The 24385-nt window shown below is 67.4% G+C and carries 17 protein-coding genes and 1 other RNA gene; 13 read left to right on the forward strand and 5 right to left on the reverse strand.

What is annotated here, in order from left to right:
- Positions 1-196: 196 nt before the first annotated feature.
- The 5 genes from ilvD (at position 197) to C662_RS17100 (ending at position 3722) form a co-directional block, all read left to right on the forward strand.
- Positions 197-2047, forward strand: coding sequence for a dihydroxy-acid dehydratase (gene ilvD, locus C662_RS17085; protein WP_002931890.1), 1851 nt, complete (start codon positions 197-199; stop codon positions 2045-2047).
- A 36-nt stretch (positions 2048-2083) separates the two neighbouring features.
- Positions 2084-2278 carry a hypothetical protein gene (locus tag C662_RS17090; RefSeq protein WP_002931891.1) on the forward strand — a complete coding sequence of 65 codons (195 nt, stop codon included), beginning with the start codon at positions 2084-2086 and terminating at the stop codon, positions 2276-2278.
- Between the two features lie 4 nt (positions 2279-2282).
- Complete coding sequence (locus C662_RS17095) at positions 2283-2585, forward strand: cell division protein ZapA (RefSeq protein WP_002931893.1); 303 nt, start codon at positions 2283-2285, stop codon at positions 2583-2585.
- A gap of 57 nt (positions 2586-2642) precedes the next feature.
- Positions 2643-2825: non-coding RNA, 6S RNA (gene ssrS, locus C662_RS20100), on the forward strand.
- Positions 2826-2915: 90 nt separating this feature from the next.
- On the forward strand, positions 2916-3722 hold the full coding sequence (locus C662_RS17100) for a sulfite exporter TauE/SafE family protein (RefSeq protein WP_002931896.1): 807 nt from the start codon (positions 2916-2918) through the stop codon (positions 3720-3722).
- Positions 3723-3741: 19 nt separating this feature from the next.
- On the opposite strand, the gene C662_RS17105 is transcribed toward C662_RS17100, so the two are convergent.
- The 5 genes from C662_RS17105 to C662_RS17125 form a co-directional block, all read right to left on the reverse strand.
- The gene (locus C662_RS17105; protein WP_002931900.1) at positions 3742-4704 is read right to left on the reverse strand and encodes a metal ABC transporter solute-binding protein, Zn/Mn family; all 963 of its coding nucleotides are present in this window, start codon (positions 4702-4704) and stop codon (positions 3742-3744) included.
- 57 nt (positions 4705-4761) lie between these two features.
- A complete protein-coding gene (locus C662_RS17110) occupies positions 4762-5628 on the reverse strand; it encodes a metal ABC transporter permease (RefSeq protein ID WP_002931903.1) in 867 nt (288 codons plus the stop codon).
- Between the two features lie 81 nt (positions 5629-5709).
- Positions 5710-6561: a metal ABC transporter ATP-binding protein gene (locus C662_RS17115; RefSeq protein WP_002931904.1), complete on the reverse strand. Its 852-nt coding sequence runs from the start codon at positions 6559-6561 to the stop codon at positions 5710-5712.
- 1 nt (position 6562) lies between these two features.
- Positions 6563-6772 carry a hypothetical protein gene (locus tag C662_RS17120; RefSeq protein WP_002931907.1) on the reverse strand — a complete coding sequence of 70 codons (210 nt, stop codon included), beginning with the start codon at positions 6770-6772 and terminating at the stop codon, positions 6563-6565.
- 2 nt (positions 6773-6774) lie between these two features.
- Positions 6775-7233, reverse strand: a complete 459-nt coding sequence (locus C662_RS17125; RefSeq protein ID WP_002931908.1) for a Fur family transcriptional regulator — start codon at positions 7231-7233, stop codon at positions 6775-6777.
- Between the two features lie 336 nt (positions 7234-7569).
- Here C662_RS17125 and C662_RS17130 point away from each other — a divergent pair, with 336 nt between their 5' ends.
- The 8 genes from C662_RS17130 (at position 7570) to C662_RS17165 (ending at position 24340) form a co-directional block, all read left to right on the forward strand.
- Positions 7570-8163 carry a DUF2796 domain-containing protein gene (locus C662_RS17130; protein WP_002931910.1) on the forward strand — a complete coding sequence of 198 codons (594 nt, stop codon included), beginning with the start codon at positions 7570-7572 and terminating at the stop codon, positions 8161-8163.
- Positions 8164-8174: 11 nt separating this feature from the next.
- A complete protein-coding gene (locus C662_RS17135) occupies positions 8175-8891 on the forward strand; it encodes an ABC transporter ATP-binding protein (protein ID WP_232433303.1) in 717 nt (238 codons plus the stop codon).
- Positions 8888-10183, forward strand: a complete 1296-nt coding sequence (locus C662_RS17140; protein WP_002931915.1) for an ABC transporter permease — start codon at positions 8888-8890, stop codon at positions 10181-10183. The genes C662_RS17135 and C662_RS17140 overlap by 4 nt, the downstream gene beginning before the upstream one ends.
- A 43-nt stretch (positions 10184-10226) precedes the next feature.
- On the forward strand, positions 10227-10847 hold the full coding sequence (locus tag C662_RS17145; RefSeq protein ID WP_002931916.1) for a DUF3299 domain-containing protein: 621 nt from the start codon (positions 10227-10229) through the stop codon (positions 10845-10847).
- Positions 10848-10950: 103 nt separating this feature from the next.
- Positions 10951-13146 (forward strand): type I secretion system permease/ATPase, encoded by a 2196-nt coding sequence (locus C662_RS17150; protein ID WP_002931922.1) that lies wholly within the window; start codon positions 10951-10953, stop codon positions 13144-13146.
- Positions 13146-14564, forward strand: a complete 1419-nt coding sequence (locus C662_RS17155) for an HlyD family type I secretion periplasmic adaptor subunit (RefSeq protein WP_002931924.1) — start codon at positions 13146-13148, stop codon at positions 14562-14564. Before C662_RS17150 ends, C662_RS17155 begins: the two co-directional genes overlap by 1 nt.
- A 2-nt stretch (positions 14565-14566) precedes the next feature.
- Entirely contained in the window at positions 14567-15184 is a 618-nt protein-coding gene (locus tag C662_RS17160) for a helix-turn-helix transcriptional regulator (RefSeq protein WP_002931929.1), read from the forward strand.
- 129 nt (positions 15185-15313) lie between these two features.
- Positions 15314-24340 carry a retention module-containing protein gene (locus C662_RS17165; protein WP_002931930.1) on the forward strand — a complete coding sequence of 3009 codons (9027 nt, stop codon included), beginning with the start codon at positions 15314-15316 and terminating at the stop codon, positions 24338-24340.
- The last annotated feature ends 45 nt before the right edge of the window (positions 24341-24385 follow it).

The following is a 24385-nucleotide window of genomic DNA, read 5'->3' on the forward strand; positions in this document are numbered from 1 at the left end:
GGCTCGCGCCGCTCCTACAGGAGGGCACCGCGGTGTCCGTTCCCGCCGTAGGAGCGGCGCCAGCCGCGAGGGGTTGAAGGCGACGGGCGTCGGGCGAGTGCGATGCCGGATCGCTGCCGTGGTGCCGAACGATGTGCATGCTGGCTGGTGCGCGTTAGAATCACCGTCTTTACCGCAGATTTTCCGGAGCGCCGCCATGCCCCAGTATCGTTCCCGCACCTCGACCGCCGGCCGCAACATGGCGGGAGCCCGCGCCCTGTGGCGCGCCACCGGCATGAAGGACGAGGACTTCAGCAAGCCGATCATCGCCATCGCCAACAGCTTTACCCAGTTCGTGCCCGGCCACGTGCACCTGAAGGACCTGGGGCAGCTCGTTGCGCGCGAGATCGAGGCCGCTGGCGGCGTCGCCAAGGAGTTCAACACCATCGCCGTCGATGACGGCATCGCCATGGGGCACGGCGGCATGCTGTATTCGCTGCCCTCGCGCGACCTCATCGCCGACAGCGTCGAGTACATGTGCAATGCCCACACCGCAGACGCGCTCGTGTGCATCTCGAACTGCGACAAGATCACCCCGGGCATGCTGATGGCCGCCCTGCGCCTCAATATCCCGGTGATCTTCGTCTCCGGCGGCCCGATGGAGGCAGGCAAGGTGAAGTGGGAGAACAAGGTCATCTCCCTCGATCTGGTCGACGCCATGGTCAAGGCCGCGGACAAGAACTGCTCCGACGAGGAAGTCGACGCCGTCGAGCGCTCTGCCTGTCCGACCTGCGGCTCGTGCTCGGGCATGTTCACTGCCAACTCGATGAACTGCCTCACCGAAGCGCTCGGACTGTCGCTGCCCGGCAACGGCACCACGCTCGCCACCCATGCCGACCGTGAGAAGCTGTTCAAGGAAGCCGGCCGCCGCATCGTCGACCTGGCCCGCCGCTATTACGAACAGGACGACACCTCGGCGCTGCCGCGCTCCATCGCCAGCTTCAAGGCTTTCGAGAACGCCATCAGTCTCGACGTGGCCATGGGCGGCTCGACCAACACCGTGCTGCACCTCCTGGCAGCCGCGCACGAAGCCGGTATCGACTTCACGATGAAGGACATCGACCGCATCAGCCGCCGCGTCCCCTGCCTGTGCAAGGTTGCGCCCGCCGTGGCCGATGTGCACATCGAAGACGTGCACCGCGCCGGCGGCATCATGGGCATCCTCGGCGAGCTCGATCGTGCAGGGCTGCTGCATCGCGACGTGCCGACGGTGCACAGCAAGACCATGGGCGACGCCCTGTCGCGCTGGGACATCCTGCAGGCGCATGACGTCTCCGTGTTCGAGCTTTTCCTCGCTGCGCCGGGCGGGGTGCCGACGCAAGTGGCGTTCTCGCAGAATCGCCGCTGGAAGGAGCTGGACATGGACCGCACGCGCGGGGTCATCCGCGACAAGGCCAACGCCTTCAGCCAGGACGGTGGACTTGCCGTGCTCTACGGCAACATTGCCGAGAAGGGCTGCATCGTGAAGACCGCCGGCGTGGACGAGTCGATCTGGAAGTTCACCGGCAAGGCGCGCGTGTTCGAAAGCCAGGACGACGCAGTTGACGGCATTCTTGGCGAACAGGTGCAGGCTGGCGACGTGGTGGTGATTCGCTACGAAGGCCCCAAGGGCGGCCCCGGCATGCAGGAGATGCTCTACCCCACCTCCTATCTCAAGAGCCGAGGTCTGGGCGCGCAGTGCGCGCTGCTCACCGACGGCCGCTTCTCCGGTGGTACCTCCGGCCTGTCGATCGGCCATGCCTCGCCTGAGGCGGCCTGCGGCGGTGCGATCGCCCTCGTCGAGGACGGCGACATCATCGAGATCGACATCCCCAACCGCAGCATCAACCTCGCGGTCACGGCCGACGAGCTCGCCCGCAGACGCGCCGCGATGGAGGCCAAGGGAGCTGCTGCATGGAAGCCGGTCAAGCGCGAACGCGTCGTCTCGGCAGCGCTGCAGGCCTATGCTGCGCTCACCACCTCGGCCGATACCGGCGCGGTGCGTGACGTGACCCAGGTCCAGCGCTGATTGACCCGTCATCGCCCGCTCACTAACATCGCCGCCATGGATACAGAACTCGCCCAGCTCGAAGCCCAACTCGAGCAACTGATCAGCCTCCACGAACGCCTGCGGGCCGACAATGCCGAGCTGCGCGGGCGCGTCCTGCGGCTGGAGACCGACAACCGCCAGCTCTCCGACAAGGTCAGGTTCGCCGCCGAGCGTGTCGAGAGCTTGCTAGAAAAACTGCCGGAGGCCTGAGGTCATGTCGATGGAGCATCTGGATGTGATGTTGCTCGGGAAGGAATACCGCGTCTCCTGCACCCCCGAAAGCAAGGACGAGTTGCTCGCCACGGTCGCCTACCTGGACGACAAGTTTCGTGAACTTGGCGCCAAGACCAACGCCGCGGGCGAGCGGCTAGCGGTCATGACTGCACTCAACCTTGCACACGAGTTCCTGCAGTTCCAGCGCGGCAATGGGTTTGACATGCCGGGCACGAAGCGTAGAATCGGACTCATGAAAGCGCGCCTCGACGGGGTGCTGGCCCAGCAGGAAAAGCTCTTCTGACGTCTGATTCAGAATTGCTTCTGCGCAGGTCGGCAGGCTGGTCGGGCACGTAAGATCAATCCCCTGCAGTGTTCGTTGAAGTCGTAGATTCCTTGAACCAATAGTCGAGAGACTCGGTTGCCGACCATCGATACCGCTGTGTGAACGCCCCTTGCCGGGTGATCCTGATGCGGAAGGAACGCGACCTCCCTGAACCCTAGGTTCAGGATGCCCGGCGGAGACGGCACAGGCGGGGGGCCACACGAGAAGGCGCGGTGAGCGATCACCGTGCCTTCTTCACGTTAACGGCCGGCGATCGTGCCTGACGCGAACAACGGCAAGGAGAATCCGATGGATGTGAATGCCTGGTGGCTCGCCTACCCCCTGCTTGGCGCGGTGGTGGGCTTCGTTGCTGGCCTGCTCGGGGTGGGCGGCGGCGCGGTGATGGTTCCGATGCTCACCACCTTATTCCTTGCCCAGGGATTTGCTCACGAGTCCGTGGTGCACATGGCGCTCGGAACCTCGATGGCAGCCATCGTGCTGACCTCCATCTCCAGCTTGCGCGCCCACCAGTCGCACGGTGCGGTGCGCTGGGACATCGTGCGCCGGATCACCCCCGGCATCCTGCTTGGCACCTTCGGCGGCACCTTCATCGCGTCGCGTGCCGATACCGTGCCGCTGGCGATCTTCTTCGCCCTGTTCACCGCCTACGTGGCCGTGCAGATGCTGCTGAACATCAAGCCCAAGCCTGCGCGCGAGCTGCCTGGGGTCGCCGGGATGAACGCCGCAGGTGTCGGCATCGGCGGCATTTCGGCCTTGGTGGCGATCGGTGGTGGTTCGCTGTCCGTGCCTTTCATGACCTGGTGCAACGTCAAGATGCAGCACGCGATCGGCACCTCAGCGGCGATCGGCCTGCCGATCGCCGTCTCGGGCACGATCGGCTACCTCGTCAATGGCTGGGGCGCCGAGGGCACGCCGGCACTGACCCTTGGCTACATCTACCTGCCGGCGCTGGTTCTGGTGGCTACGGTCAGCATGCTCACCGCACCCTATGGTGCGAGTCTGGCGCACCGCCTGCCGGTGGCCACACTCAAGAAGATCTTTGCCGGCTTGTTGATGGTGCTGTGCGCGAAGATGCTGCACAGCATCTTCGCCTGAACGCCCGGGGGGCCCGGGTTCAGGGCGTCTCGCGCAGCGCGTCCTGCAGCGCCTGCAGGTTGCTGCGCATCATCTGCACATAGCTCGCTGCCGGCCCGCCAGCGCCCGACAGGGCGTCGGAGTAGAGCGTGCCGCCCATCCTTGCGCCGCTCTCGGCGCGGATGCGCTCGATCAGGCGTGCATCGACGACATTCTCGATGAACACCGCGGGGATGTTCTCCGCCTTGAGTTGGCGGATGAGCCTGGCAACGCCCTTGGCCGTCGGCTCGGCATTGTTCGATACGCCCACCGGCGACAGGAAGCGCACCCCGTAGGCGCGCCCGAAGTAGGCGAAGGCGTCGTGCGAGGTCACGACCTTGCGGCGCTCGGCCGGAATCGCCTCGAATGCGGCACGCAACTCGGCATCGAGTGCGCGCAGTTCGCCGTCGTAGCGTTCGGCGTTGGCGCGGTAGGTGGCCGCGCCCGCGGGGTCGGCAGCGGTCAGCGCTGCAGCGATGTTGGCCACGTACTGGCGGGCGTTGCCCACGTCCTGCCAGGCGTGAGGGTCGATCGCCTTGCTGCCGTGCTTGTGGCCGTGCGAATGCTTGTGACCGTGGTCGTGGCCATGGTCGTCGGCCATCTCCAGCGTCACCACGCCGTCGCTGGCAACCACGATCGTGCCCTTGTAGCCGCCCGAGCGCGCCAGGCGGCTCATCCAGTCATCGAAGCCCAGGCCATTGACCACCACCAGCGCTGCCGAGCCGATCTCGCGCGCATCCGAGGGGCGGGGCTGGAAGGCGTGGGCGTCCTCGTCCGCGCCCACCAGGCTGCGCACCTTGACGCGCTCGCCGCCGACCTGCTGCACGAAATCACCCAGGATGCTGAAGCTTGCGGTGACGTCCAGCGGCTGCTGACCGTGTGCCGGACCGAGGGCAAGGGCAAGCAGGCCGCCGGCGATGGCGTGGGCGAGACGGCGTCCGGCGGTTGTGGGCTGAGGCTTCATCGTGGGGTCTCCTGGGAAAGGGGCATCGGGTCTTGCGGCGCCTTGTGCGTGCAGCGCTCAGCGTTCGAGGTGGTTGCGCACCGGCAGGCGGCCGGCGAGCAGGCCACCGGGTGCAGCGAGCAAAGAGATGAAGTAGACCACGCCGCACACCAGCACGATTGCCGGGCCGGCTGGCACGTCGGCATGGAAGGACAGCAGCAGCCCGGCCACGCCGCTGGCGAAGGCGAACAGCACCGCAAGCAGCAGCAGCATGGGCAGGCCGCGGGCCCATAGCCGCGCAGCGGCCGACGGCAGGATCATGATGCCCACCGCCATCAGCGTGCCCAGGGCGTGGAAGCCGCTCACCAGGTTCACCACCACCAGCATCAGGAAGCCGTAATGCGCCACCGGTGACCAGCGGCTCACGCCGCGCAGAAAGGCGGGGTCGAAGCACTCCATCACCAGCGGGCGGAACAACAGCGCCAGGCACACCAGGGTCACGCTGGCGATGCCGGCGATCAGCAGCAGCGAGGCATCGTCAAGCGCCAGCACCGAGCCGAACAGCACATGCAGCAAGTCGAGGTTGCGCCCGCGCAGCGACACGATCATCACCCCCGCGGCCAGCGACAGCAGGTAGAAGGCCGCCAGGCTGGCGTCCTCCTTGAGGATGGAGGCGCGCGTGACCAGGCCCGCGGCCAGCACCACGACCAGTCCGGCGACGATGCCGCCGACCGTCATCGCGCCGAGCGAGAGACCAAAGGCGAGGTAGCCCAGCGCCGCTCCGGGCAGGATAGCGTGGCTCATTGCGTCGCCCATCAGGCTCATGCGGCGCAGCAGCAGGAACACGCCCACCGGCGTGGCGCCCAGCGCCAGCGCCAGGCAGCCGGCCAGGGCGCGGCGCATGAAGGCAAAATCGGTAAACGGATCGATGAGGAATTCGGTCACGGGGAAAGGAAGCAGGTTGGTACCGGGTCTGGTCCGAGGTGGAACTGGCGCGTAATGCGGGCGAGGGCGTTGTCGGTAAGCTCAGTGCCTGTGGTCGTGCCCATGGGCATGGTCGTGATCATGGGCATGCACGTGGCCAGGGGCTGCCGCACCGTCTCCCGTGCTCGGGGGCAGCGTGGGCACGGCTTCGATGTGGCACTCCGCAGCGTTGTCGTCGAAGGCTTCCGACAGGCGGCGCGCGCGCGCCAGCAACTCGGGCGTCAGTACCTGAGCGGTGGGACCGAAGGCCACCGGCTCGCGCGACAGCAGCAGGGCGGTAGGGAAGTAGCGGCGCACCTGTTCGAGGTCGTGCACCACGGTGAGGATGGTGCGGCCTTCGGCGTGCCAACCCAGGATCAGCGCCACCAGGTCTTCGACGGTGCGGCTGTCGATGGCGGCGAAGGGCTCATCGAGCAGGATCAGCGGCGCATCCTGCAGGATGAGGCGCGCAAAGCGCGCGCGCTGCAACTGGCCGCCTGACAGCGAGCCGATCGGGCGCGCTTCGAAGCCCGTCAGGCCAACCGCGTCCAGCGCATCGCGTACGCGCTCGCGCTGGCGGCGCGACAACCCGCCGAAAGCGCCTACCTCGTGCCATAAACCCATCGCCACCACGTCGAACACCGACACCGGGAAGCTGTGGTCGATCTCGCCGCGCTGCGGCATGTAGGCCAGGCCGTGCGCGGGCAGGGCGGGCATCACGATGCGGCCGCCGATCGGGCGCAACTCGCCCGCAATGCCCTTGAGCAGGGTGGACTTGCCGGCGCCATTGGGGCCGACCACCGCCACCAGCGCGCCGGCGGCGATCTCGCCGGACAGGTGGTGCACCGCGGGGTGGCGGTCGTAGCCCAGGGTGAGGTTGTCGAGCTGGATCATCGGCATGCGCGCGGCGTCCATGTCAGCGCAGCGCCCACAGGATGGTCAGCCACAACAGGGCCAGCGCGCCCGCGCACACGCCCAGGCGGGTGGCCAGGCTGGTGCCGAGCAGGCTGGGGGCAGGCGTGCCGCGGTCGGCAGCGCGTTGGGCGGCGAGCCTGGGGGTAGCAGCGTGCTCATGTCCGCCGGGAATGGCCGCAGGGGGGGTGTGGACATGGGCTTCGAGGCGCATGTTCAGGGCGCCCCTACGCCGTTGCGGCCGCAGTCGGCGCAGGCGCCGTGCAGTACCAGCTCGGCGCGGTCGAGCTCGAATCCGGCCGGCAGCGCTGCGCTCGCCGTCGCGGGGATGTCCTCCAGGCACAGCACCTGCCCGCAGCGGTCGCAGTGGAAGTGTGCATGGCGGTGATCGTCGCCGCGGCGGATCTCGAAGTGCCAGGCGCGCTCGCCGCTGGCGATGCGGCGTGCAATGCCCTGTTCCACCAGCCACTCGAGCGCACGGTACAGCGTGACCCGGTCATGGGCGATGCCGCCCGCGTCGAGCGCAGCGGCGACCTCGTCGTGCGATAGCGGATGGCTCGCCGCCTGCAGCACCTCGATGACCGCGATGCGGGTGCGTGTGACGCGACCGCCGTGGGCCGCGATCAGTTCGCGAGCCGGCACGGGTGTGTGGCTGTGGGCAGTGTGCTGGGGCATGGTGTATCCGGAACGGTTTGCGGGCGCTTCGGTCTGGATCTGGTGCTGTATTTGATGCAACATTGTAGCATTAGATGAACCCGTAGCATTCACGCGCATCCAAGGCGGGAGATGCGCTGCGCCTGGTTCCGCCGTAGGAGCGGCGCCAGCCGCGAGCTTTTCGTACCACCCGTGGGGCATGTCGCCTTCAACCCCTCGCGGCTTGCGCCGCTCCGACGGGGGCACCCGCGGCGCCTGCCCATGCGGTAGGAGCGGCGCCAGCCGCGAGCCTTTGATTGACCAACTGCCCTCAGAAACCCGTTCCAGACAACCTTTCGAGCCCGGAGGCGCAACACGATGACCCGAATCCCCGCCCGCAGTACCTTGTCCGCGCTTGGCTGCGCAGCCCTGTTGGCAGTGTCGCCGCTGGCCCAGGCGCAGCATGCCCATGGCGCCCATGAGCACGGCGTTGCCCACCTGAGCGTGGCAACCGATGGTGGCGAACTGCTGATCGAGCTGACGACCCCGCTCGACAACCTGGTCGGCTTCGAGCACGCGCCGCGCACGGCCGCCCAGCGCAAGGCCATGGCTGCTGCCGAGCAGCGTCTGCGCGAGGGTGGGGCGCTGTTCGCACCATCGACCGCGGCCGGTTGCGCGCTGCGGGAGGTCAGCGTCGAATCGCCCTGGCCGCAAGGCGGGGAGCAGGCGGACGGTCACAAACACGACCACAAACACGACCACAAACACGATCATGACCACGGCGATGATGGCCATGCCGACCTCGTCGCCAGCTACCGCTTCGAGTGCTCGGCCCCGGCCGCACTCGAGCGTATCGACACCGCCCTCTTCGACGCCTTCCCGCGCCTGCGCGAGTTGCGCGCGGCGCACGCATCCGGCCGCGGCCAGGGTTCGGCGGTGCTCAAGCCCGGCGCCGCTGCCCTGAAACTGTGAGCGCAGCCGCCGTGCCTGCGGTCCGCCTCGCCGGCCTGCGCTATCGCTGGCCGGGTGCGCCGGCCGACTGCCTCGACATCGAGCGCCTCGACATCGCCAGCGGCGAGCGCGTCTTCCTGCGCGGGCCGAGCGGCAGCGGCAAGACTACGCTGCTGTCGCTGGTCGGCGGTGTGATCCTTCCCCAGGCCGGCTCTGTCGAGGTGTCCGGGCAGGTGCTGGCGGCGCTGTCGTCGGGTGCGCGCGACCGCTTCCGTGCCGACCATGTCGGCTTCGTGTTCCAGCTCTTCAACCTGCTGCCCTGGCTGTCCGCCCTCGACAACATCCTGCTTGCCTGCCGCTTTTCGCCCCAGCGCCGTGCGCGGGTGGCGACCGCTGGCCGCACGCCGGCGGCCGAGGCAGCACGCCTGGCAGCGCGGCTCGATCTCGACCCCGGCCTGCTCGCGCGCCCTGCGGCGCAGCTGTCGGTCGGCCAGCAGCAGCGCGTGGCCGCCGCACGCGCACTCATCGGCCGTCCCGGCCTGGTGGTGGCCGATGAGCCTACATCCGCGCTCGATGCCGACCGCCAGCAGGCCTTCATTGCGCTCCTGCTCGAGGAGTGCGCAGCAGCCGGTGCCGCCTTGCTCTTCGTGAGCCACGACCAGCGCCTGGCGGCTCACTTCGACCGCGTGCTCGAACTCGACCACATGAACCGCGCCTCGGCAGCGTGCGCGGCGGAGGGCGGCGCATGAGCACCGTGCTCGGCCTCAGCCTGCGCAGCATCGCCAACCGCCGTCTGTCGGTCGGCCTCACGGTGATCGCGGTGGCGCTCGCGGTGGCGCTCCTGCTCGGTGTCGAGCGCCTGCGCAACGATGCCCGCGCCGGCTTTGCGCAGACCATCTCGGGCACCGACCTCGTGGTCGGTGCCCGCAGTGGCCCGGTACAGCTGCTGTTGTACTCGGTCTTTCATCTCGGCAACGCCACCAACAACGTGTCGTGGGCGAGCATCGAGCACATTGCCGCCATGCCGCAGGTCAGCTGGCTGGTACCGATCTCGCTTGGTGATTCCCATCGCGGCCACCGTGTCATCGGCACCACCGTGGGCTTCTTCGAGCATTACCGCCATGGCGACCGGCGCGCGCTGCGTTTCGAACAGGGGCGTGCCTTTGCCGATGCGCCCGCCGAGGTTGCCGGCATCTTCGAGGTCGTGCTCGGTGCCGAAGTGGCCGCGCGCTTCGGCTACCGGCTCGGCCAGCAGATCGTGCTCAGCCACGGCACGCTGGGTGGGCAGGGCGGCCCGCGCTTTGCCGACCACGACGACAAGCCCTTCACCGTCGTCGGCATCCTGGCGCGCAGCGGCACGCCGGTCGATCGTGCGCTGCTGGTGAGCCTGGAAGGCATCGAGGCCATTCACATCGACTGGCATGGGGGCGCGCCCATCCCCGGTCTGCGCATTGCCGCTGAGCATGTGCGCAAGTTCGATCTCCAGCCCAAATCGGTCACCGCTGCCCTCGTCGGCCTGCACAGCCGTACTGCAGTGTTCCGCGTGCAGCGCCAGATCAACGGCCATGGCGACGAGGCGCTCACCGCCATCCTGCCCGGCGCCACGCTGCAGGAGCTGTGGGGGCTGGTCGGCATTGCCGAGAAGGCGCTGCTCGCGGTGTCGGCGCTGGTGGTGGCAGTGGGGCTGGCCGGCATGGTGGCGGTCGTGGTCGCCAGCCTGGGCGAGCGTCGCCGCGAGCTCGCCATCCTGCGCGCGCTCGGGGCCAGCCCGCGCCAGGTGTTCGCGCTGCTTGCAAGCGAGAGCGTGATGCTGGCGCTGGCGGGTATCGCGCTTGGCCTGGCGCTGCTGTATGGTGCGAGCGCGGCGTTGGCGCCGTGGTTGAGTGCCAATCATGGCCTGCAACTGACGCTCGGCTGGCCGACCTCTGGCGAATGGCGCCTGCTCGCGGCGGTGCTGGGGGCCAGCCTGATGGCGAGCCTGGTGCCGGCCTTGCGCGCCTACCGCTATTCGCTTGCCGACGGCATGAGCATCCGCGTCTGACTGCCGGCGAGCGTCCTCACGATGTGAATGGGTTCTACGATCGATGACTGCATCCAAGCTGTGCGCCGTGGTCGGCGCCTCCTTCCTCCTGTTGGCGGCGGTGCCGCAGGTTCAGGCGCAGAGCCAGGCTGCTGGTGCGCCGCAGTACCAGGTAGGCGACCGCCTGGCGGCGCCTGCCGGCAGCGCGAGCGGGCCGTTCCGCGAGCTCAGCTGGGATGAGCTGATGCCCGCCGACTGGAAGCCCGAAGCACTGTTTGCCGACATTAACCTCGACGAGCTCGGCGACAACGACCCGCGCGCCATGGAGGTGCTGCAACGCATCCGCGAGGAGTGGGACCGCGCGCCGGTCGTCGAGCGGCTTGCCGGCGAGCGTGTGCGCATCCCCGGCTTTCTTGTCCCGCTCGAGACCAACGGCGAACAGATCAGCGAGTTCCTGCTCGTGCCGTACTTCGGCGCCTGCGTGCATGTGCCGCCGCCGCCGGCCAACCAGCTCATCCACGTCATCCCCGACAAGGCGGTGCCGGCCGGCTACAACATGCTGCCGGTATGGGTCGAGGGGGTGATGGCGGTGGGGCGGATCGATTCCGACATGGGGGTGGCCGGCTACCAGCTGAGGGGGATGAAGGTCGAGGAGTACATCGACACCGAGCCGCTGCCGGACTGAACCGCAGCAGCAGGCGCCAATGTGACCGAATTAACGCTGCAAACCCCGGGTTTGACTCAGTTTGGGCGCTTGCCCATAGAATGCGTCCAATTGTTCATCATGGATGACCTTCTGCGTGCAGCAAGCCTCGATCACCCTGGCGCCAGGCGCTGAGCCGGCATCGACCCCGGAACCGTCGCCGCGCGGCACGGATGCACTGCTCGCTTGCCTGCTGGTCGTGGCCCAGGCGCATGGCTTGTCCGTCACCCGCGAAGCCGTGCTCGCCGGCCTGCCGCTCGAGGGCGGGCGGCTCGGCCCGGCGCTGTTCGAACGCGCGGCAAGCCGGGCCGGGCTGTCGAGCCGCATCGTGCGCCAGGCCCTCGAGCACGTCGAACCCGCGCTGCTGCCCGCAGTGCTGCTGCTCGAGGACGGCCAGGCCTGCGTGCTCATGCGCGTGGACGCAGCCGCCGCCGTGGCCGAGGTGGTGTTTCCCGAGCTTGGCGACAGTGTGGTGACGATGGCGCTCGCCGAGCTGCGCACGCGCTATGTCGGCGTCACCCTGTACGCGCGCCCGCGCCACCGCTTCGACGCGCGTACGCCCGAGGTCCGCGGCACGCGCGCCGGGCACTGGTTCTGGAGCGTGATGGCCGAGAACCGGGCGCTCTACCGCGACGTGCTGCTCGCGGCGCTGGTCATCAACGTGTTCGCGCTCGCGCTGCCCTTGTTCTCGATGAATGTGTATGACCGCGTCGTCCCCAACAATGCCATCGAGACCCTGTGGGCGCTCGCCATTGGCGTCATGATCGTCATCTGCGGCGACTTCGTGCTGCGCATGCTGCGCGGCTACTTCGTCGATCTTGCCGGTAGCCGTGCCGACGTCAAGCTGTCGGCGGTGATCATGGAGAAGGTGCTTGGCCTGCGCATGGAGGCCCGGCCCGACTCGGCCGGCTCCTTCGCCTCCAACCTGCGCGCCTTCGAGTCGGTGCGCGACTTCATCAGCTCGGCGACGGTCACCGCCTTCATCGACCTGCCGTTCGCGCTGCTCTTCGTCATCGTCATCGGCTGGATCGGCTGGCCGATGGTGATCCCCTTCGTCGTCGGCATCACGCTGCTGCTGCTTTACTCGCTCACCGTCCAGCGCCGCATGCATGCGCTGGCCGAAACCACTTACCGCGCCAGCGCGCAGCGTAACGCCACCCTGGTCGAGGGCCTGGTCGGCATGGAGACGGTGAAGGCGATGGGGGCCGAGGCGGTCATCCAGGGCAAGTGGGAGAAAAGCGCAGCGCTGGTCGCAAGCGTCGGCGCACGCCTGCGCCTGCTCGCCGCCACGAGCTCGAACGGCGCCCTGTGGGTGCAGCAGATGGTGAGCCTGTCGACAGTCATCATCGGCGTCTACCTGATCAGCGAGGGCGAGCTCACCATGGGCGGCCTCATCGCCTGCTACCTGCTGTCCTCGCGCGCGATGGCGCCGATCGGCCAGGTCGCCGGGCTGCTGGTGCAGTACCACTCCGCAGCGACCGCCTTCGAATCGCTCGAGGAGCTGATGCAGCGCCCGGTCGAGCGTCCGCAGGACAAGCGCTTCCTGAGCCGTCCGCTGCTGCGCGGCGACATCGAGTTCCGCAACGTCAGCTTCGCCTACGGCGAGGGCGAAATGCCGGCCCTGCGCGAGGTTTCCTTCACCATCCGTACCGGCGAGCGCGTGGGTATCCTGGGCCGTGTCGGTTCAGGCAAGACCACGCTCGAGAAGCTCATCCTCGGGCTCTACCAGCCCACCGGCGGCGCCGTGCTGGTCGACGGCATCGACCTGCGCCAGCTCGACCCCGCCGAGCTGCGCCGCAACATCGGCTATGTGCCGCAGGATGTCACACTGTTCTACGGCTCCCTGCGTGACAACATCGTCATCGGCATGCCGGAGGCGGGCGACGACAAGGTGTTGCGTGCCGCGCGCATTGCGGGCATCGCCGACTTCGTCGACGCCCACCCGCACGGTTACGGCATGCTCGTCGGCGAACGTGGCGAATCGCTCTCCGGCGGGCAGCGCCAGGGCGTGGCCATCGCCCGTGCGCTGGTCGCCGACCCGCCCATCCTGCTGCTCGACGAGCCTTCTGCCTCGATGGACCACGCCAGCGAGGAGGCACTCAAGCAGCAGCTGCGCGCGCACGGCGCCGGCAAGACGCTGATCGTGATCACGCACCGAACCTCGCTGCTCGATCTGGTCGACCGCATCATCGTCATCGACGCCGGTCGCATCGTCGCCGACGGGCCCAAGGCCCAGGTGGTCGACGCCCTGCGCCAGGGCCGTATCGGGAGGGCTGGCTGATGTTGCCGCGCATGCAGCGTTCCCTGTTCGACAAGGTTGGCGAGGTGTCCCAGGGCTCGACGCAGCTCGGCGGTGGTGCGCTCGACCGCCTGGTGCGCAGCGCCGCCCGTGGCGACCGCCCGGGCGCCGATGACTGGATGGGCGAGGCCGACTGGGCCCGCCTGCAGCAGGAGCCGCTGCGCGCACGCGGCCTGCTGTGGATCATCGCCCTCGTGCTGGTCGCGCTGGTCGTGTGGGCGGCGCTGGCCGAACTCGATGAGGTCACGCGCGGCGAGGCGCGTGTCATTCCGTCGTCGCAGCTGCAGGTGGTGCAGTCCTTCGATGGTGGCGTGGTCGAGGAGATCGCCGTACGCGAAGGCCAGGTCGTCGACACCGGCGAGCTGCTGTTGCGCATCGACCCCACGCGCTTCGTCTCGACCCTGCTCGAAAGCCGCGCCACCGCGCAGGCGCTGCAGGCCAGGGCAGCCCGCCTGGAGGCGCTCACGCGCGGCGGCGAGTTCGCCGTCGCTGCAGAGCTCGAGCGCGAGATCCCCGACATCGTCGCCCACGAACGCCGCATGTTCGAGACCAGTCGCGAGGGTATCAACGCCCAGATCGCCATTGCCCGCCAGCAGCTCAGCCAGCGACAGCAGGAACTCAACGAAGTGCGCGCACGCCGCGATCAGGCTGCACGCGGCCTCGATCTTGCGGTGCGCGAGCTTGACGTGACCCGGCCGCTGGTACGTTCCGGCGCGGTGTCCGACGTCGACATCCTGCGTCTCGAGCGCGATGTCGCACGCATGCGCGGCGAGCGCGACCAGGCTGCGGCGCAGATCTCGCGCGTGCAGGCCGCAATCACCGAAGCCGAAGGCAAGATCCAGGAGGTCGAGCTGGCGGTGCGCAACCAGTGGCGCGCCGAGCTCTCCGACACCATGAGCAAGCTCGGCAGCCTGTCCGAGGGCGCCCGTGGGCTCGAGGACCGCGTCAAGCACGCCGAGATCCGCTCGCCGATGCGTGGCACCGTCAAGCGCCTGCTCGTCAATACCGTGGGCGGCGTGGTACAGCCCGGCCGCGAGGTGGTCGAGATCGTCCCGCTCGACGACGCTCTGCTGCTCGAGGCGCGCATCAAGCCCAGGGACATCGGCTTCCTGCGCCCCGAGCAGCCGGCCGTGGTCAAGTTCAGCGCCTACGACTTCGCCATCTACGGTGGGCTCGACGCCGTCGTCGAGCACATCTCGGCCGATACCGTGCTCGATGACAAGGGCAACGCCTTCTACATCGTGCGCGTGCGCACACTGCAGAACGAGCTCGGCGAGGGGATGCCGATCATCCCCGGCATGGTCGCCGACGTCGACATCCTCACCGGCAAGAAGAGCGTGCTCGCCTACCTCGCCAAACCCGTGCTGCGCGCCAAGGCCAACGCACTGACGGAGCGCTGAGCATGACCGAATACTTCATCAGCCCCAGCGCGCGGGCGCTCGACGCCTGGCGCAAGGCTTTCTCGAGTGCGGTGGTGCTTGGTTCCGCCGAACAGCTGCCGGCACTGGCCGCGGATGACCTCGTCTGGGTCGATGTCGAACTCGACGATTGGGCCGGCACGGTACGCAGTCTGACCGCGAGGGGCGTGCGCGTGGTCGTCGTGTCGGCCCTGCCCGCGGACGAGCAGGCCCTGCTTGCGCTCGACAGCGGCGCGCGCGGCTACTGCCATGCATTCGCGGCCGCCGGCTTGTTCCACGAGGTGGCGCTCGTCGTGCGCCATGGTGGTCTGTGGGTTGGTCCCCATCTATTGGCGCGCTTGATAACCGGGCTGGCGCCGCAACTCGCCCAGGCACCCGAGGCGCCAGCTGCACCCGCGCTCGATGAGCTCAGTCCGCGCGAGCGTGAGGTGACGATCGCTGTTGCCGAAGGGCTCACCAACAAGCAGGTCGCCTTGCGTCTCGACATCTCCGAACGCACGGTCAAGGCGCACCTGGCGGCGGTCTTCGACAAGCTCGGCGTCCCCGACCGCCTGCAGCTCGCCTTACTCGTCTCCCGCGTCGGCGCTCAAGCCCAAGCGTGACGTAGTTCGCAGCCTGTCCACCTGGACAATGGCGCCTGTGCCGATGCCTCCGTACGCTTGCCAGCATCATGATTCTTGGTGCCCGGTCGCATCACGCGGCCAAGCGGCGCATAACGGAGAGCGAACGAAATGGCTGAAGCCCAGGTGGTTGGAAACGTCGTCTACGTCAGTGGTCAGGTTCTCGCCCGCAACGCCGATGGCGAACTGCGCGTGCTCAAGGTCGGCGATACCGTCCTCGAAGGTGAGGTCATCATCACCGGCCCCGGCGCCCGCGTCGAACTCTCCCACGCCGACGGCGCCACCACCCTCGTCCCCGAAGACAGCAGCGTCCTCGTAGCCGCCGACATGGGCGAGGCCGGTCGTGCCGACGCCCGTGCAGCCGCTGTCGAAGACGCCACCATCGCCCAGGTCATCCAGGCCATCGAAGCCGGGCAGGACCTGGGCGAAGTGCTCGAGGACCCGGCAGCCGGCCTGGCTGGCGGCGGCGCGGGCGAAGGCAGCAGCTTCGTGCGGCTGCTGCGCATCAGCGAGGACCTGGAAGGTGCGGGGCCGGTCGTCGATGGCAACGCTGAGGGCGATCGTCTCGAGTTCACCGCAGGCGCAGTCGATGGGCGGGCGGGTGCTGCGGCTGATGACGACGGCGCCCCCGTCGACGCCCTGGCTCCGAGCGTCGTGGTGACGATCAATCCGGACGGGACTGTCAGTATTGTCTTCAGCGAGCCGCCGGTGGGCTTTGAGTCGAGCGACGTCGTTGTGACCAACGGTTCGATTTCCAACCTGGTGCAAGATCCGACCGACCCGACGCGCTGGACGGCTGATCTGACTCCGGCGGCTGGTTTTGAAGGTACGGTCACGGTCGAGATTCCCGCCGGTAGCTACACCGATGCGGCGGGCAATTCGGGCGGTGGCGGCAGCGACAGCACCGTGGTTGACACGCTCGCCCCGAGCGTCAATGTCACCATCAACCCCAACGGCACGGTCAGCTTCGTGTTCAGCGAGGCGCCGGTGGGCTTCGAGGCTGCCGATGTGGTTGTCACCAACGGTTCGATCTCGAACCTGGTGCAAGATCCGACCGACCCGACCCGTTGGACTGCCGACCTGACCCCAGCCGCTGGCTTCGAGGGCAATGTCACCGTCGAAGTCCCGGCAGGCAGCTACACCGACGTGGCTGGCAATGCCGGTAGCGGCGATAGCGACAGCACCGCGGTGGATACCTTGGCCCCGAGCGTCAATGTCACGATCAACCCGGACGGTACCGTTAGCTTCGTGTTCAGCGAGCCGCCGGTGGGCTTTGAGTCGAGCGACGTCGTTGTGACCAACGGTTCGATTTCCAACCTGGTGCAAGATCCGACCGACCCGACCCGCTGGACGGCCGATCTGACCCCGGCCGCGGGCTTTGAAGGTACCGTGACCGTTGAAGTCCCGGCAGGCAGTTACACCGACGTGGCCGGCAACGCCGGCAGTGGCGATAGCGACAGCACCGCGGTGGATACCTTGGCCCCGAGCGTCAATGTCACGATCAACCCGGACGGCACGGTGAGCTTCGTCTTCAGCGAAGCGCCGGTGGGCTTTGAAGCTGCCGATGTGGTCGTCACCAACGGTTCGATCTCGAACCTGATGCAAGATCCGACCGACCCGACGCGCTGGACGGCTGATCTGACTCCGGCGGCTGGTTTCGAGGGCAACGTCACCGTCGAAGTCCCGGCCGGTAGCTACACGGACGTGGCTGGCAATGCCGGTAGCGGCGATAGCGACAGCACGGCAGTCGACACGCTCGCCCCGAACGTCAACGTCACGATCAACCCGGACGGCACGGTGAGCTTCGTCTTCAGCGAAGCCCCCGTGGGCTTCGAGGCTGCCGATGTCGTCGTCACGAACGGCAGCATCAGCAACCTGGTGCAGGACCCGACCGACCCGACGCGCTGGACGGCTGATCTGACTCCGGCGGCTGGTTTCGAGGGCAACGTCACCGTCGAAGTCCCGGCAGGCAGCTACACCGACGTCGCCGGCAACGCCGGTAGCGGCGATAGCGACAGCACGGCAGTCGACACGCTTGCCCCGAGCGTCAACGTCACGATCAACCCGGACGGCACGGTGAGCTTCGTCTTCAGCGAAGCCCCCGTGGGCTTCGAGGCTGCCGATGTCGTCGTCACGAACGGCAGCATCAGCAACCTGGTGCAGGACCCGACCGACCCGACGCGCTGGACGGCTGATCTGACCCCGGCCGCCGGCTTTGAAGGCACGGTGACCGTCGAAGTCCCCGCCGGTAGCTATACCGACGTCGCCGGCAATGCCGGTAGCGGCGATAGCGACAGCACCGCGGTGGATACCTTGGCCCCGAGCGTCAATGTCACGATCAACCCGGACGGTACCGTTAGCTTCGTGTTCAGCGAAGCGCCGGTGGGCTTTGAAGCTGCCGATGTGGTCGTCACCAACGGTTCGATTTCCAACCTGGTCCAGGACCCGACCGACCCGACCCGCTGGACCGCCGACCTGACTCCGGCCGCGGGCTTTGAAGGCACGGTGACCGTTGAAGTCCCCGCCGGCAGCTACACCGACGTGGCCGGCAATGCTGGCAGTGGCGATAGCGACAGCACCGCGGTCGACACGCTCGCGCCGAGCGTCAATGTCACGATCAATCCGGATGGCACGGTGAGCTTCGTGTTCAGCGAAGCCCCGGTGGGCTTTGAGTCGAGCGACGTCGTTGTGACCAACGGTTCGATTTCCAACTTCGTCCAGGACCCGACCGACCCGACGCGCTGGACGGCCGACCTGACTCCGGCCGCCGGCTTTGAAGGCACGGTGACCGTCGAAGTCCCCGCCGGCAGCTACACCGACGTCGCCGGCAACGCCGGCAGTGGCGATAGCGACAGCACCGCGGTCGACACGCTCGCGCCGAGCGTCAATGTCACGATCAACCCGGACGGTACCGTCAGCTTCGTGTTCAGCGAAGCGCCGGTGGGCTTTGAAGCTGCCGATGTGGTCGTCACCAACGGTTCGATCTCGAACCTGGTGCAAGATCCGACCGACCCGACGCGCTGGACGGCTGATCTGACTCCGGCGGCTGGTTTCGAGGGCAACGTCACCGTCGAAGTCCCGGCAGGCAGTTACACCGACGTGGCTGGCAATGCCGGCAGTGGCGATAGCGACAGTACCGCGGTCGACACGCTCGCGCCGAGCGTCAATGTCACGATCAATCCGGATGGCACGGTGAGCTTCGTGTTCAGCGAAGCCCCGGTGGGCTTCGAGGCGAGCGACATCGTCGTCACCAACGGTTCGATCTCGAATCTGGTGCAAGATCCGACCGACCCGACCCGCTGGACGGCTGACCTCACGCCGGCCGCTGGCTTCGAGGGCAACGTCACCGTCGAAGTCCCGGCAGGTAGCTACACCGACGTGGCTGGCAATGCCGGTAGCGGCGATAGCGACAGTACGGCAGTCGACACGCTCGCGCCGAGCGTCAATGTCACGATCAACCCGGATGGCACGGTGAGCTTCGTGTTCAGCGAGCCGCCGGTGGGCTTTGAGTCGAGCGACGTCGTTGTGACCAACGGTTCGATTTCCAACCTGGTCCAGGATCCGACCGACCCGACGCGCTGGACGGCTGATCTGACTCCGGCCGCCGGCTTTGAAGGCACGGTGACCGTCGAAGTCCCCGCCGGCAGCTACACCGACGTGGCCGGCAACGCCGGCAGTGGCGATAGCGACAGCACCGCGGTCGACACGCTCGCGCCGAGCGTCAATGTCACGATCAACCCGGACGGTACCGTCAGCTTCGTCTTCAGCGAGGCACCGGTGGGCTTCGAGGCTGCAGACGTTGTCGTCACCAACGGTTCGATTTCGAACCTGGTGCAGGACCCGACCGACCCGACGCGCTGGACGGCGGATCTGACTCCGGCCGCGAGCTTCGAAGGCAACGTCACCGTCGAAGTCCCGGCAGGCAGCTACACCGACGTCGCCGGCAACGTCGGTAGTGGCGATAGCGACAGCACCGCGGTGGATACCTTGGCCCCGAGCGTCAATGTCACGATCAATCCGGATGGCACGGTGAGCTTCGTGTTCAGCGAAGCGCCGGTGGGCTTTGAAGCTGCTGATGTGGTCGTCACCAACGGCTCGATCTCGAACCTGGTGCAAGATCCGACCGACCCGACGCGCTGGACGGCTGATCTGACTCCGGCCGCCGGCTTTGAAGGCACGGTGACCGTCGAAGTCCCGGCAGGTAGCTACACCGACGTGGCTGGCAATGCCGGTAGCGGCGATAGCGACAGTACGGCAGTCGACACGCTCGCGCCGAGCGTCAATGTCACGATCAACCCGGATGGCACGGTGAGCTTCGTGTTCAGCGAGCCGCCGGTGGGCTTTGAGTCGAGCGACGTCGTTGTGACCAACGGTTCGATTTCCAACCTGGTCCAGGATCCGACCGACCCGACGCGCTGGACGGCTGATCTGACTCCGGCCGCCGGCTTTGAAGGCACGGTGACCGTCGAAGTCCCCGCCGGCAGCTACACCGACGTGGCCGGCAACGCCGGCAGTGGCGATAGTGACAGCACCGCGGTCGACACGCTCGCGCCGAGCGTCAATGTCACGATCAACCCGGACGGTACCGTCAGCTTCGTCTTCAGCGAGGCACCGGTGGGCTTCGAGGCTGCAGACGTTGTCGTCACCAACGGTTCGATTTCGAACCTGGTGCAGGACCCGACCGACCCGACGCGCTGGACGGCGGATCTGACTCCGGCCGCGAGCTTCGAAGGCAACGTCACCGTCGAAGTCCCGGCAGGCAGCTACACCGACGTCGCCGGCAACGTCGGTAGTGGCGATAGCGACAGCACCGCGGTGGATACCTTGGCCCCGAGCGTCAATGTCACGATCAATCCGGATGGCACGGTGAGCTTCGTGTTCAGCGAAGCGCCGGTGGGCTTTGAAGCTGCTGATGTGGTCGTCACCAACGGCTCGATCTCGAACCTGGTGCAAGATCCGACCGACCCGACGCGCTGGACGGCTGATCTGACTCCGGCCGCCGGCTTTGAAGGCACGGTGACCGTCGAAGTCCCGGCAGGCAGCTACACCGACGTCGCCGGCAACGCCGGTAGCGGCGATAGCGACAGTACGGCAGTCGACACGCTCGCGCCGAGCGTCAATGTCACGATCAACCCGGACGGCACCGTCAGCTTCGTGTTCAGCGAAGCCCCCGTGGGCTTCGAGGCTGCAGACGTTGTCGTCACCAACGGCTCGATCTCGAACCTCGTCCAGGACCCGACCGACCCGACCCGCTGGACCGCTGACCTGACCCCGGCCGCCGGCTTTGAAGGCACGGTGACCGTCGAAGTCCCCGCCGGTAGCTATACCGACGTCGCCGGCAATGCCGGCAGTGGCGATAGCGACAGTACGGCAGTCGACACGCTCGCGCCGAGCGTCAACGTCACGATCAACCCGGACGGCACGGTGAGCTTCGTGTTCAGCGAAGCGCCGGTGGGCTTCGAGGCGAGCGATGTCGTCGTGACGAACGGCAGCATCAGCAACCTCGTCCAGGACCCGACCGACCCGACGCGCTGGACGGCCGACCTCACGCCGGCCGCGGGCTTCGAGGGCAATGTCACGGTCGAAGTCCCGGCCGGTAGCTACACCGACGTCGCCGGCAATGCCGGTAGCGGCGATAGCGACAGCACCGCGGTCGACACGCTCGCCCCGAGCGTCAACGTCACGATCAACCCGGACGGCACGGTGAGCTTCGTGTTCAGCGAGCCGCCGGTGGGCTTTGAGTCGAGCGACGTCGTTGTGACCAACGGTTCGATTTCCAACCTGGTCCAGGATCCGACCGACCCGACGCGCTGGACGGCTGATCTGACTCCGGCCGCCGGTTTCGAGGGCAATGTCACGGTCGAAGTCCCTGCCGGCAGCTACACCGACGTGGCCGGCAATGCTGGCAGTGGCGATAGCGACAGCACCGCGGTGGATACCTTGGCCCCGAGCGTCAACGTCACGATCAACCCGGACGGTACCGTCAGCTTCGTGTTCAGCGAAGCCCCGGTGGGCTTTGAGGCGAGCGACATCGTCGTCACCAACGGTTCGATCTCGAACCTGGTGCAAGACCCGACCGACCCGACGCGCTGGACCGCCGACCTGACCCCGGCCGCTGGTTTCGAAGGCAATGTCACGGTCGAAGTCCCCGCCGGCAGCTACACCGACGTCGCCGGCAACGCCGGCAGTGGCGATAGCGACAGCACCGCGGTCGACACGCTCGCCCCGAGCGTCAACGTCACGATCAACCCGGACGGCACGGTGAGCTTCGTGTTCAGCGAAGCCCCCGTGGGCTTCGAGGCTGCAGACATCGTCGTCACCAACGGTTCGATCTCGAACCTGGTGCAAGACCCGACCGACCCGACGCGCTGGACCGCCGACCTGACCCCGGCCGCTGGTTTCGAAGGCAATGTCACGGTCGAAGTCCCCGCCGGCAGCTACACCGACGTCGCCGGCAACGCCGGCAGTGGCGATAGCGACAGCACCGCGGTCGACACGCTCGCCCCGAGCGTCAACGTCACGATCAACCCGGACGGCACGGTGAGCTTCGTGTTCAGCGAAGCGCCGGTGGGCTTCGAGGCGAGCGACGTTGTTGTGACCAACGGTTCGATTTCCAACCTGGTCCAGGACCCGACCGACCCGACGCGCTGGACAGCTGATCTGACTCTGGCCGCTGGCTTCGAGGGCAACGTCACGGTCGAAGTCCCGGCGGGCAGTTACACCGACGTGGCCGGCAATGCCGGTAGCGGCGATAGCGACAGCACCGCGGTCGACACGCTCGCGCCGAGCGTCAATGTCACGATCAATCCGGACGGCACGGTGAGCTTTGTGTTCAGCGAAGCCCCGGTGGGCTTTGAGGCGAGCGACGTCGTCGTCACCAACGGCAGCATCAGCAATCTGGTGCAAGATCCGACCGACCCGACGCGCTGGACGGCTGATCTGACTCCGGCGGCTGGTTTCGAGGGCAACGTCACCGTCGAAGTCCCGGCAGGCAGTTACACCGACGTCGCCGGCAACGCCGGTAGCGGCGATAGCGACAGCACCGCGGTCGACACGCTCGCCCCGAGCGTCAACGTCACGATCAACCCGGACGGTACCGTCAGCTTCGTCTTCAGCGAAGCCCCCGTGGACTTCGAGGCTGCAGACGTCGTTGTGACCAATGGCAGCATCAGCAACCTCGTCCAGGACCCGACCGACCCGACGCGCTGGACCGCCGACCTGACCCCGGCCGCCGGCTTTGAAGGCACGGTGACCGTGGAAGTCCCCGCCGGCAGTTACACCGACGTCGCCGGCAATGCCGGCAGTGGCGACAGCGACAGCACGCTGATCGATACCAGCGCGGCGATTACCGTCAGTCTTAATAACGTCGGTAGTGCCAATGTCACCGCGGTGCCGATCACCGGTACTACCACCAGTGTGGAGCCCGGCCAGACGGTCACGCTCGTCATCAGCGACAACGACCCCGCCACGCCGGATGTGACGGTCACGACCACGGTCAATGCCGACGGCAGCTACAGCACCACGGCCAACCTCAGCGCGCTCACCGATGGTCCGCTCACGGTCACCGCCACGGTTACCGACCTTGCCGGCAACACGGCTGTGGATAGCGACAACGGGGTGAAGGCCATCGCCGACACGCCCAACCTCGCGCCCATCAACGACATCTTCATCCTCACGCCCGGCAGCACCGTCATCTCTACGGGTGGTAGCGACACGGTGGTCACGCCGGGCGACAACAACTCCGGCAACGGTGTGTCGAGGGCCGATCTCGAGCGCGAGCTTGGCCTGCCCAATGGCTACCTGAGCAACCGTTTCAACCCTGTGGGCGAAAACGTCACCCACAACGGCAACGTCACCGTGCTCGACGGCAAGGTCACCGAATCGCATCACGCAATGACGGCCGGCTCCACGGTGAGCTGGAACTACATCTTCACCAACGGCGAGAACCTGCCGTTCGAGGTTCAGAACGGCTTCAACGATCTGGTCGTGCTCATCGTGACCGATCCCTCCGGCGCCAAGCAGTCGATCCTGGTCAACGCCTCCGAGGTCAAGTTCCCGGAGAGCAGCGTCAGCGACAGCTTCACCTTCACCGCCAGCGCCGATGGCCAGTACAGCTTCCAGTGGCTGGTGCTCAACGGGGGCGACCGCCTCAAGGACTCGTCGCTGCAGCTGTCTGCGCCGCGCTTTGGCGCGCCGGGCGATGCTGCGGCCTACGGTGCGCCTGTGCGCCTGCCCGTGTTTGCCGAACTGGCTGACAAGAGCGGGTCCGAGGTGCTCACCGTCGTCGTCTCCGGCGTTCCTGCCGGCGCCCGCTTCACCTCGGGTACCGACAACGGCGACGGCACCTGGACCTTCACTGCGGCCGAGCTCGGCAACCTGCTGCTGATGCCGCCTGCAGGCTTCTCCGGCTCGATGGCGCTCACCGTCACTGCGATCGCACGTGAGACCGCGAATGACGACACTGCGGTCAGCCAGCAGACCGTCAACATCACCTTCAACCAGACCGACTCCACCGTCACCAACAGCACCGGTGCGGGCCAGACGCTCAACGGCACCAGCGGCGACGATCTCATCCGCGGCTATGCGGGCGAGGACACCATCAACGGCGGTGCCGGCGACGACCTCATCTTCGGCGGAGCCGACAATGACACCCTGCGTGGCGGGACGGGTAACGACTGGCTGTATGGCGGGCAGGGCGACGACATCCTGTACGGCGATGCCGGCAACGACGTCCTTGTCGGCGGTACGGGCAACGACACCCTGTATGGTGGTGCCGGAGCCGACGTGTTCAAGTGGCAGTTCGGCGACCAGGGCAGCACCAGTACGCCCGCGGTGGACGTGGTCAAGGACTTCAGCGTGAGCCAGGGCGACGTGCTCGACCTGCGCGACCTGCTGATCGGCGAATCCCATCAGGGCATCGACGCTGGCAACCTCGCCGACTACCTCGACTTCAGCTTCGAGCCGGGCGCGGGTTCCGCCGCCGGGACGACCGTCATCGCGGTCAAGACCCAGGGAGCGGCAATGACGGGGCCGGACCAGATCATCCGCCTCGAAGGTGTCGACCTGCTGGGCGGCCTGGCCGACGACAATCAGATCATCCAGAACCTGCTCAGCAGCGGCCGGTTGATCACCGACTGACCATGTCCCAATGGCCTGCCGGCGCAACCCGGCGGGCCACCGCAA

The sequence above is a fragment of the Thauera sp. 28 genome, assembly GCF_000310145.2.
Classification (GTDB): Bacteria; Pseudomonadota; Gammaproteobacteria; order Burkholderiales; family Rhodocyclaceae; genus Thauera; species Thauera mechernichensis.

Bases quoted from the DNA above. Each gene is read 5' to 3' on its own strand.
- ilvD (WP_002931890.1), top strand. From the start codon at position 197: ATGCCCCAGTATCGTTCCCGCACCTCGACCGCCGGCCGCAACATGGCG.
- C662_RS17090 (WP_002931891.1), top strand. From the start codon at position 2,084: ATGGATACAGAACTCGCCCAGCTCGAAGCCCAACTCGAGCAACTGATC.
- C662_RS17095 (WP_002931893.1), top strand. From the start codon at position 2,283: ATGTCGATGGAGCATCTGGATGTGATGTTGCTCGGGAAGGAATACCGC.
- C662_RS17100 (WP_002931896.1), top strand. From the start codon at position 2,916: ATGGATGTGAATGCCTGGTGGCTCGCCTACCCCCTGCTTGGCGCGGTG.
- C662_RS17105 (WP_002931900.1), bottom strand. From the start codon at position 4,704: ATGAAGCCTCAGCCCACAACCGCCGGACGCCGTCTCGCCCACGCCATC.
- C662_RS17115 (WP_002931904.1), bottom strand. From the start codon at position 6,561: ATGGACGCCGCGCGCATGCCGATGATCCAGCTCGACAACCTCACCCTG.
- C662_RS17120 (WP_002931907.1), bottom strand. From the start codon at position 6,772: ATGCGCCTCGAAGCCCATGTCCACACCCCCCCTGCGGCCATTCCCGGC.
- C662_RS17125 (WP_002931908.1), bottom strand. From the start codon at position 7,233: ATGCCCCAGCACACTGCCCACAGCCACACACCCGTGCCGGCTCGCGAA.
- C662_RS17130 (WP_002931910.1), top strand. From the start codon at position 7,570: ATGACCCGAATCCCCGCCCGCAGTACCTTGTCCGCGCTTGGCTGCGCA.
- C662_RS17140 (WP_002931915.1), top strand. From the start codon at position 8,888: ATGAGCACCGTGCTCGGCCTCAGCCTGCGCAGCATCGCCAACCGCCGT.
- C662_RS17145 (WP_002931916.1), top strand. From the start codon at position 10,227: ATGACTGCATCCAAGCTGTGCGCCGTGGTCGGCGCCTCCTTCCTCCTG.
- C662_RS17150 (WP_002931922.1), top strand. From the start codon at position 10,951: ATGACCTTCTGCGTGCAGCAAGCCTCGATCACCCTGGCGCCAGGCGCT.
- C662_RS17155 (WP_002931924.1), top strand. From the start codon at position 13,146: ATGTTGCCGCGCATGCAGCGTTCCCTGTTCGACAAGGTTGGCGAGGTG.
- C662_RS17160 (WP_002931929.1), top strand. From the start codon at position 14,567: ATGACCGAATACTTCATCAGCCCCAGCGCGCGGGCGCTCGACGCCTGG.
- C662_RS17165 (WP_002931930.1), top strand. From the start codon at position 15,314: ATGGCTGAAGCCCAGGTGGTTGGAAACGTCGTCTACGTCAGTGGTCAG.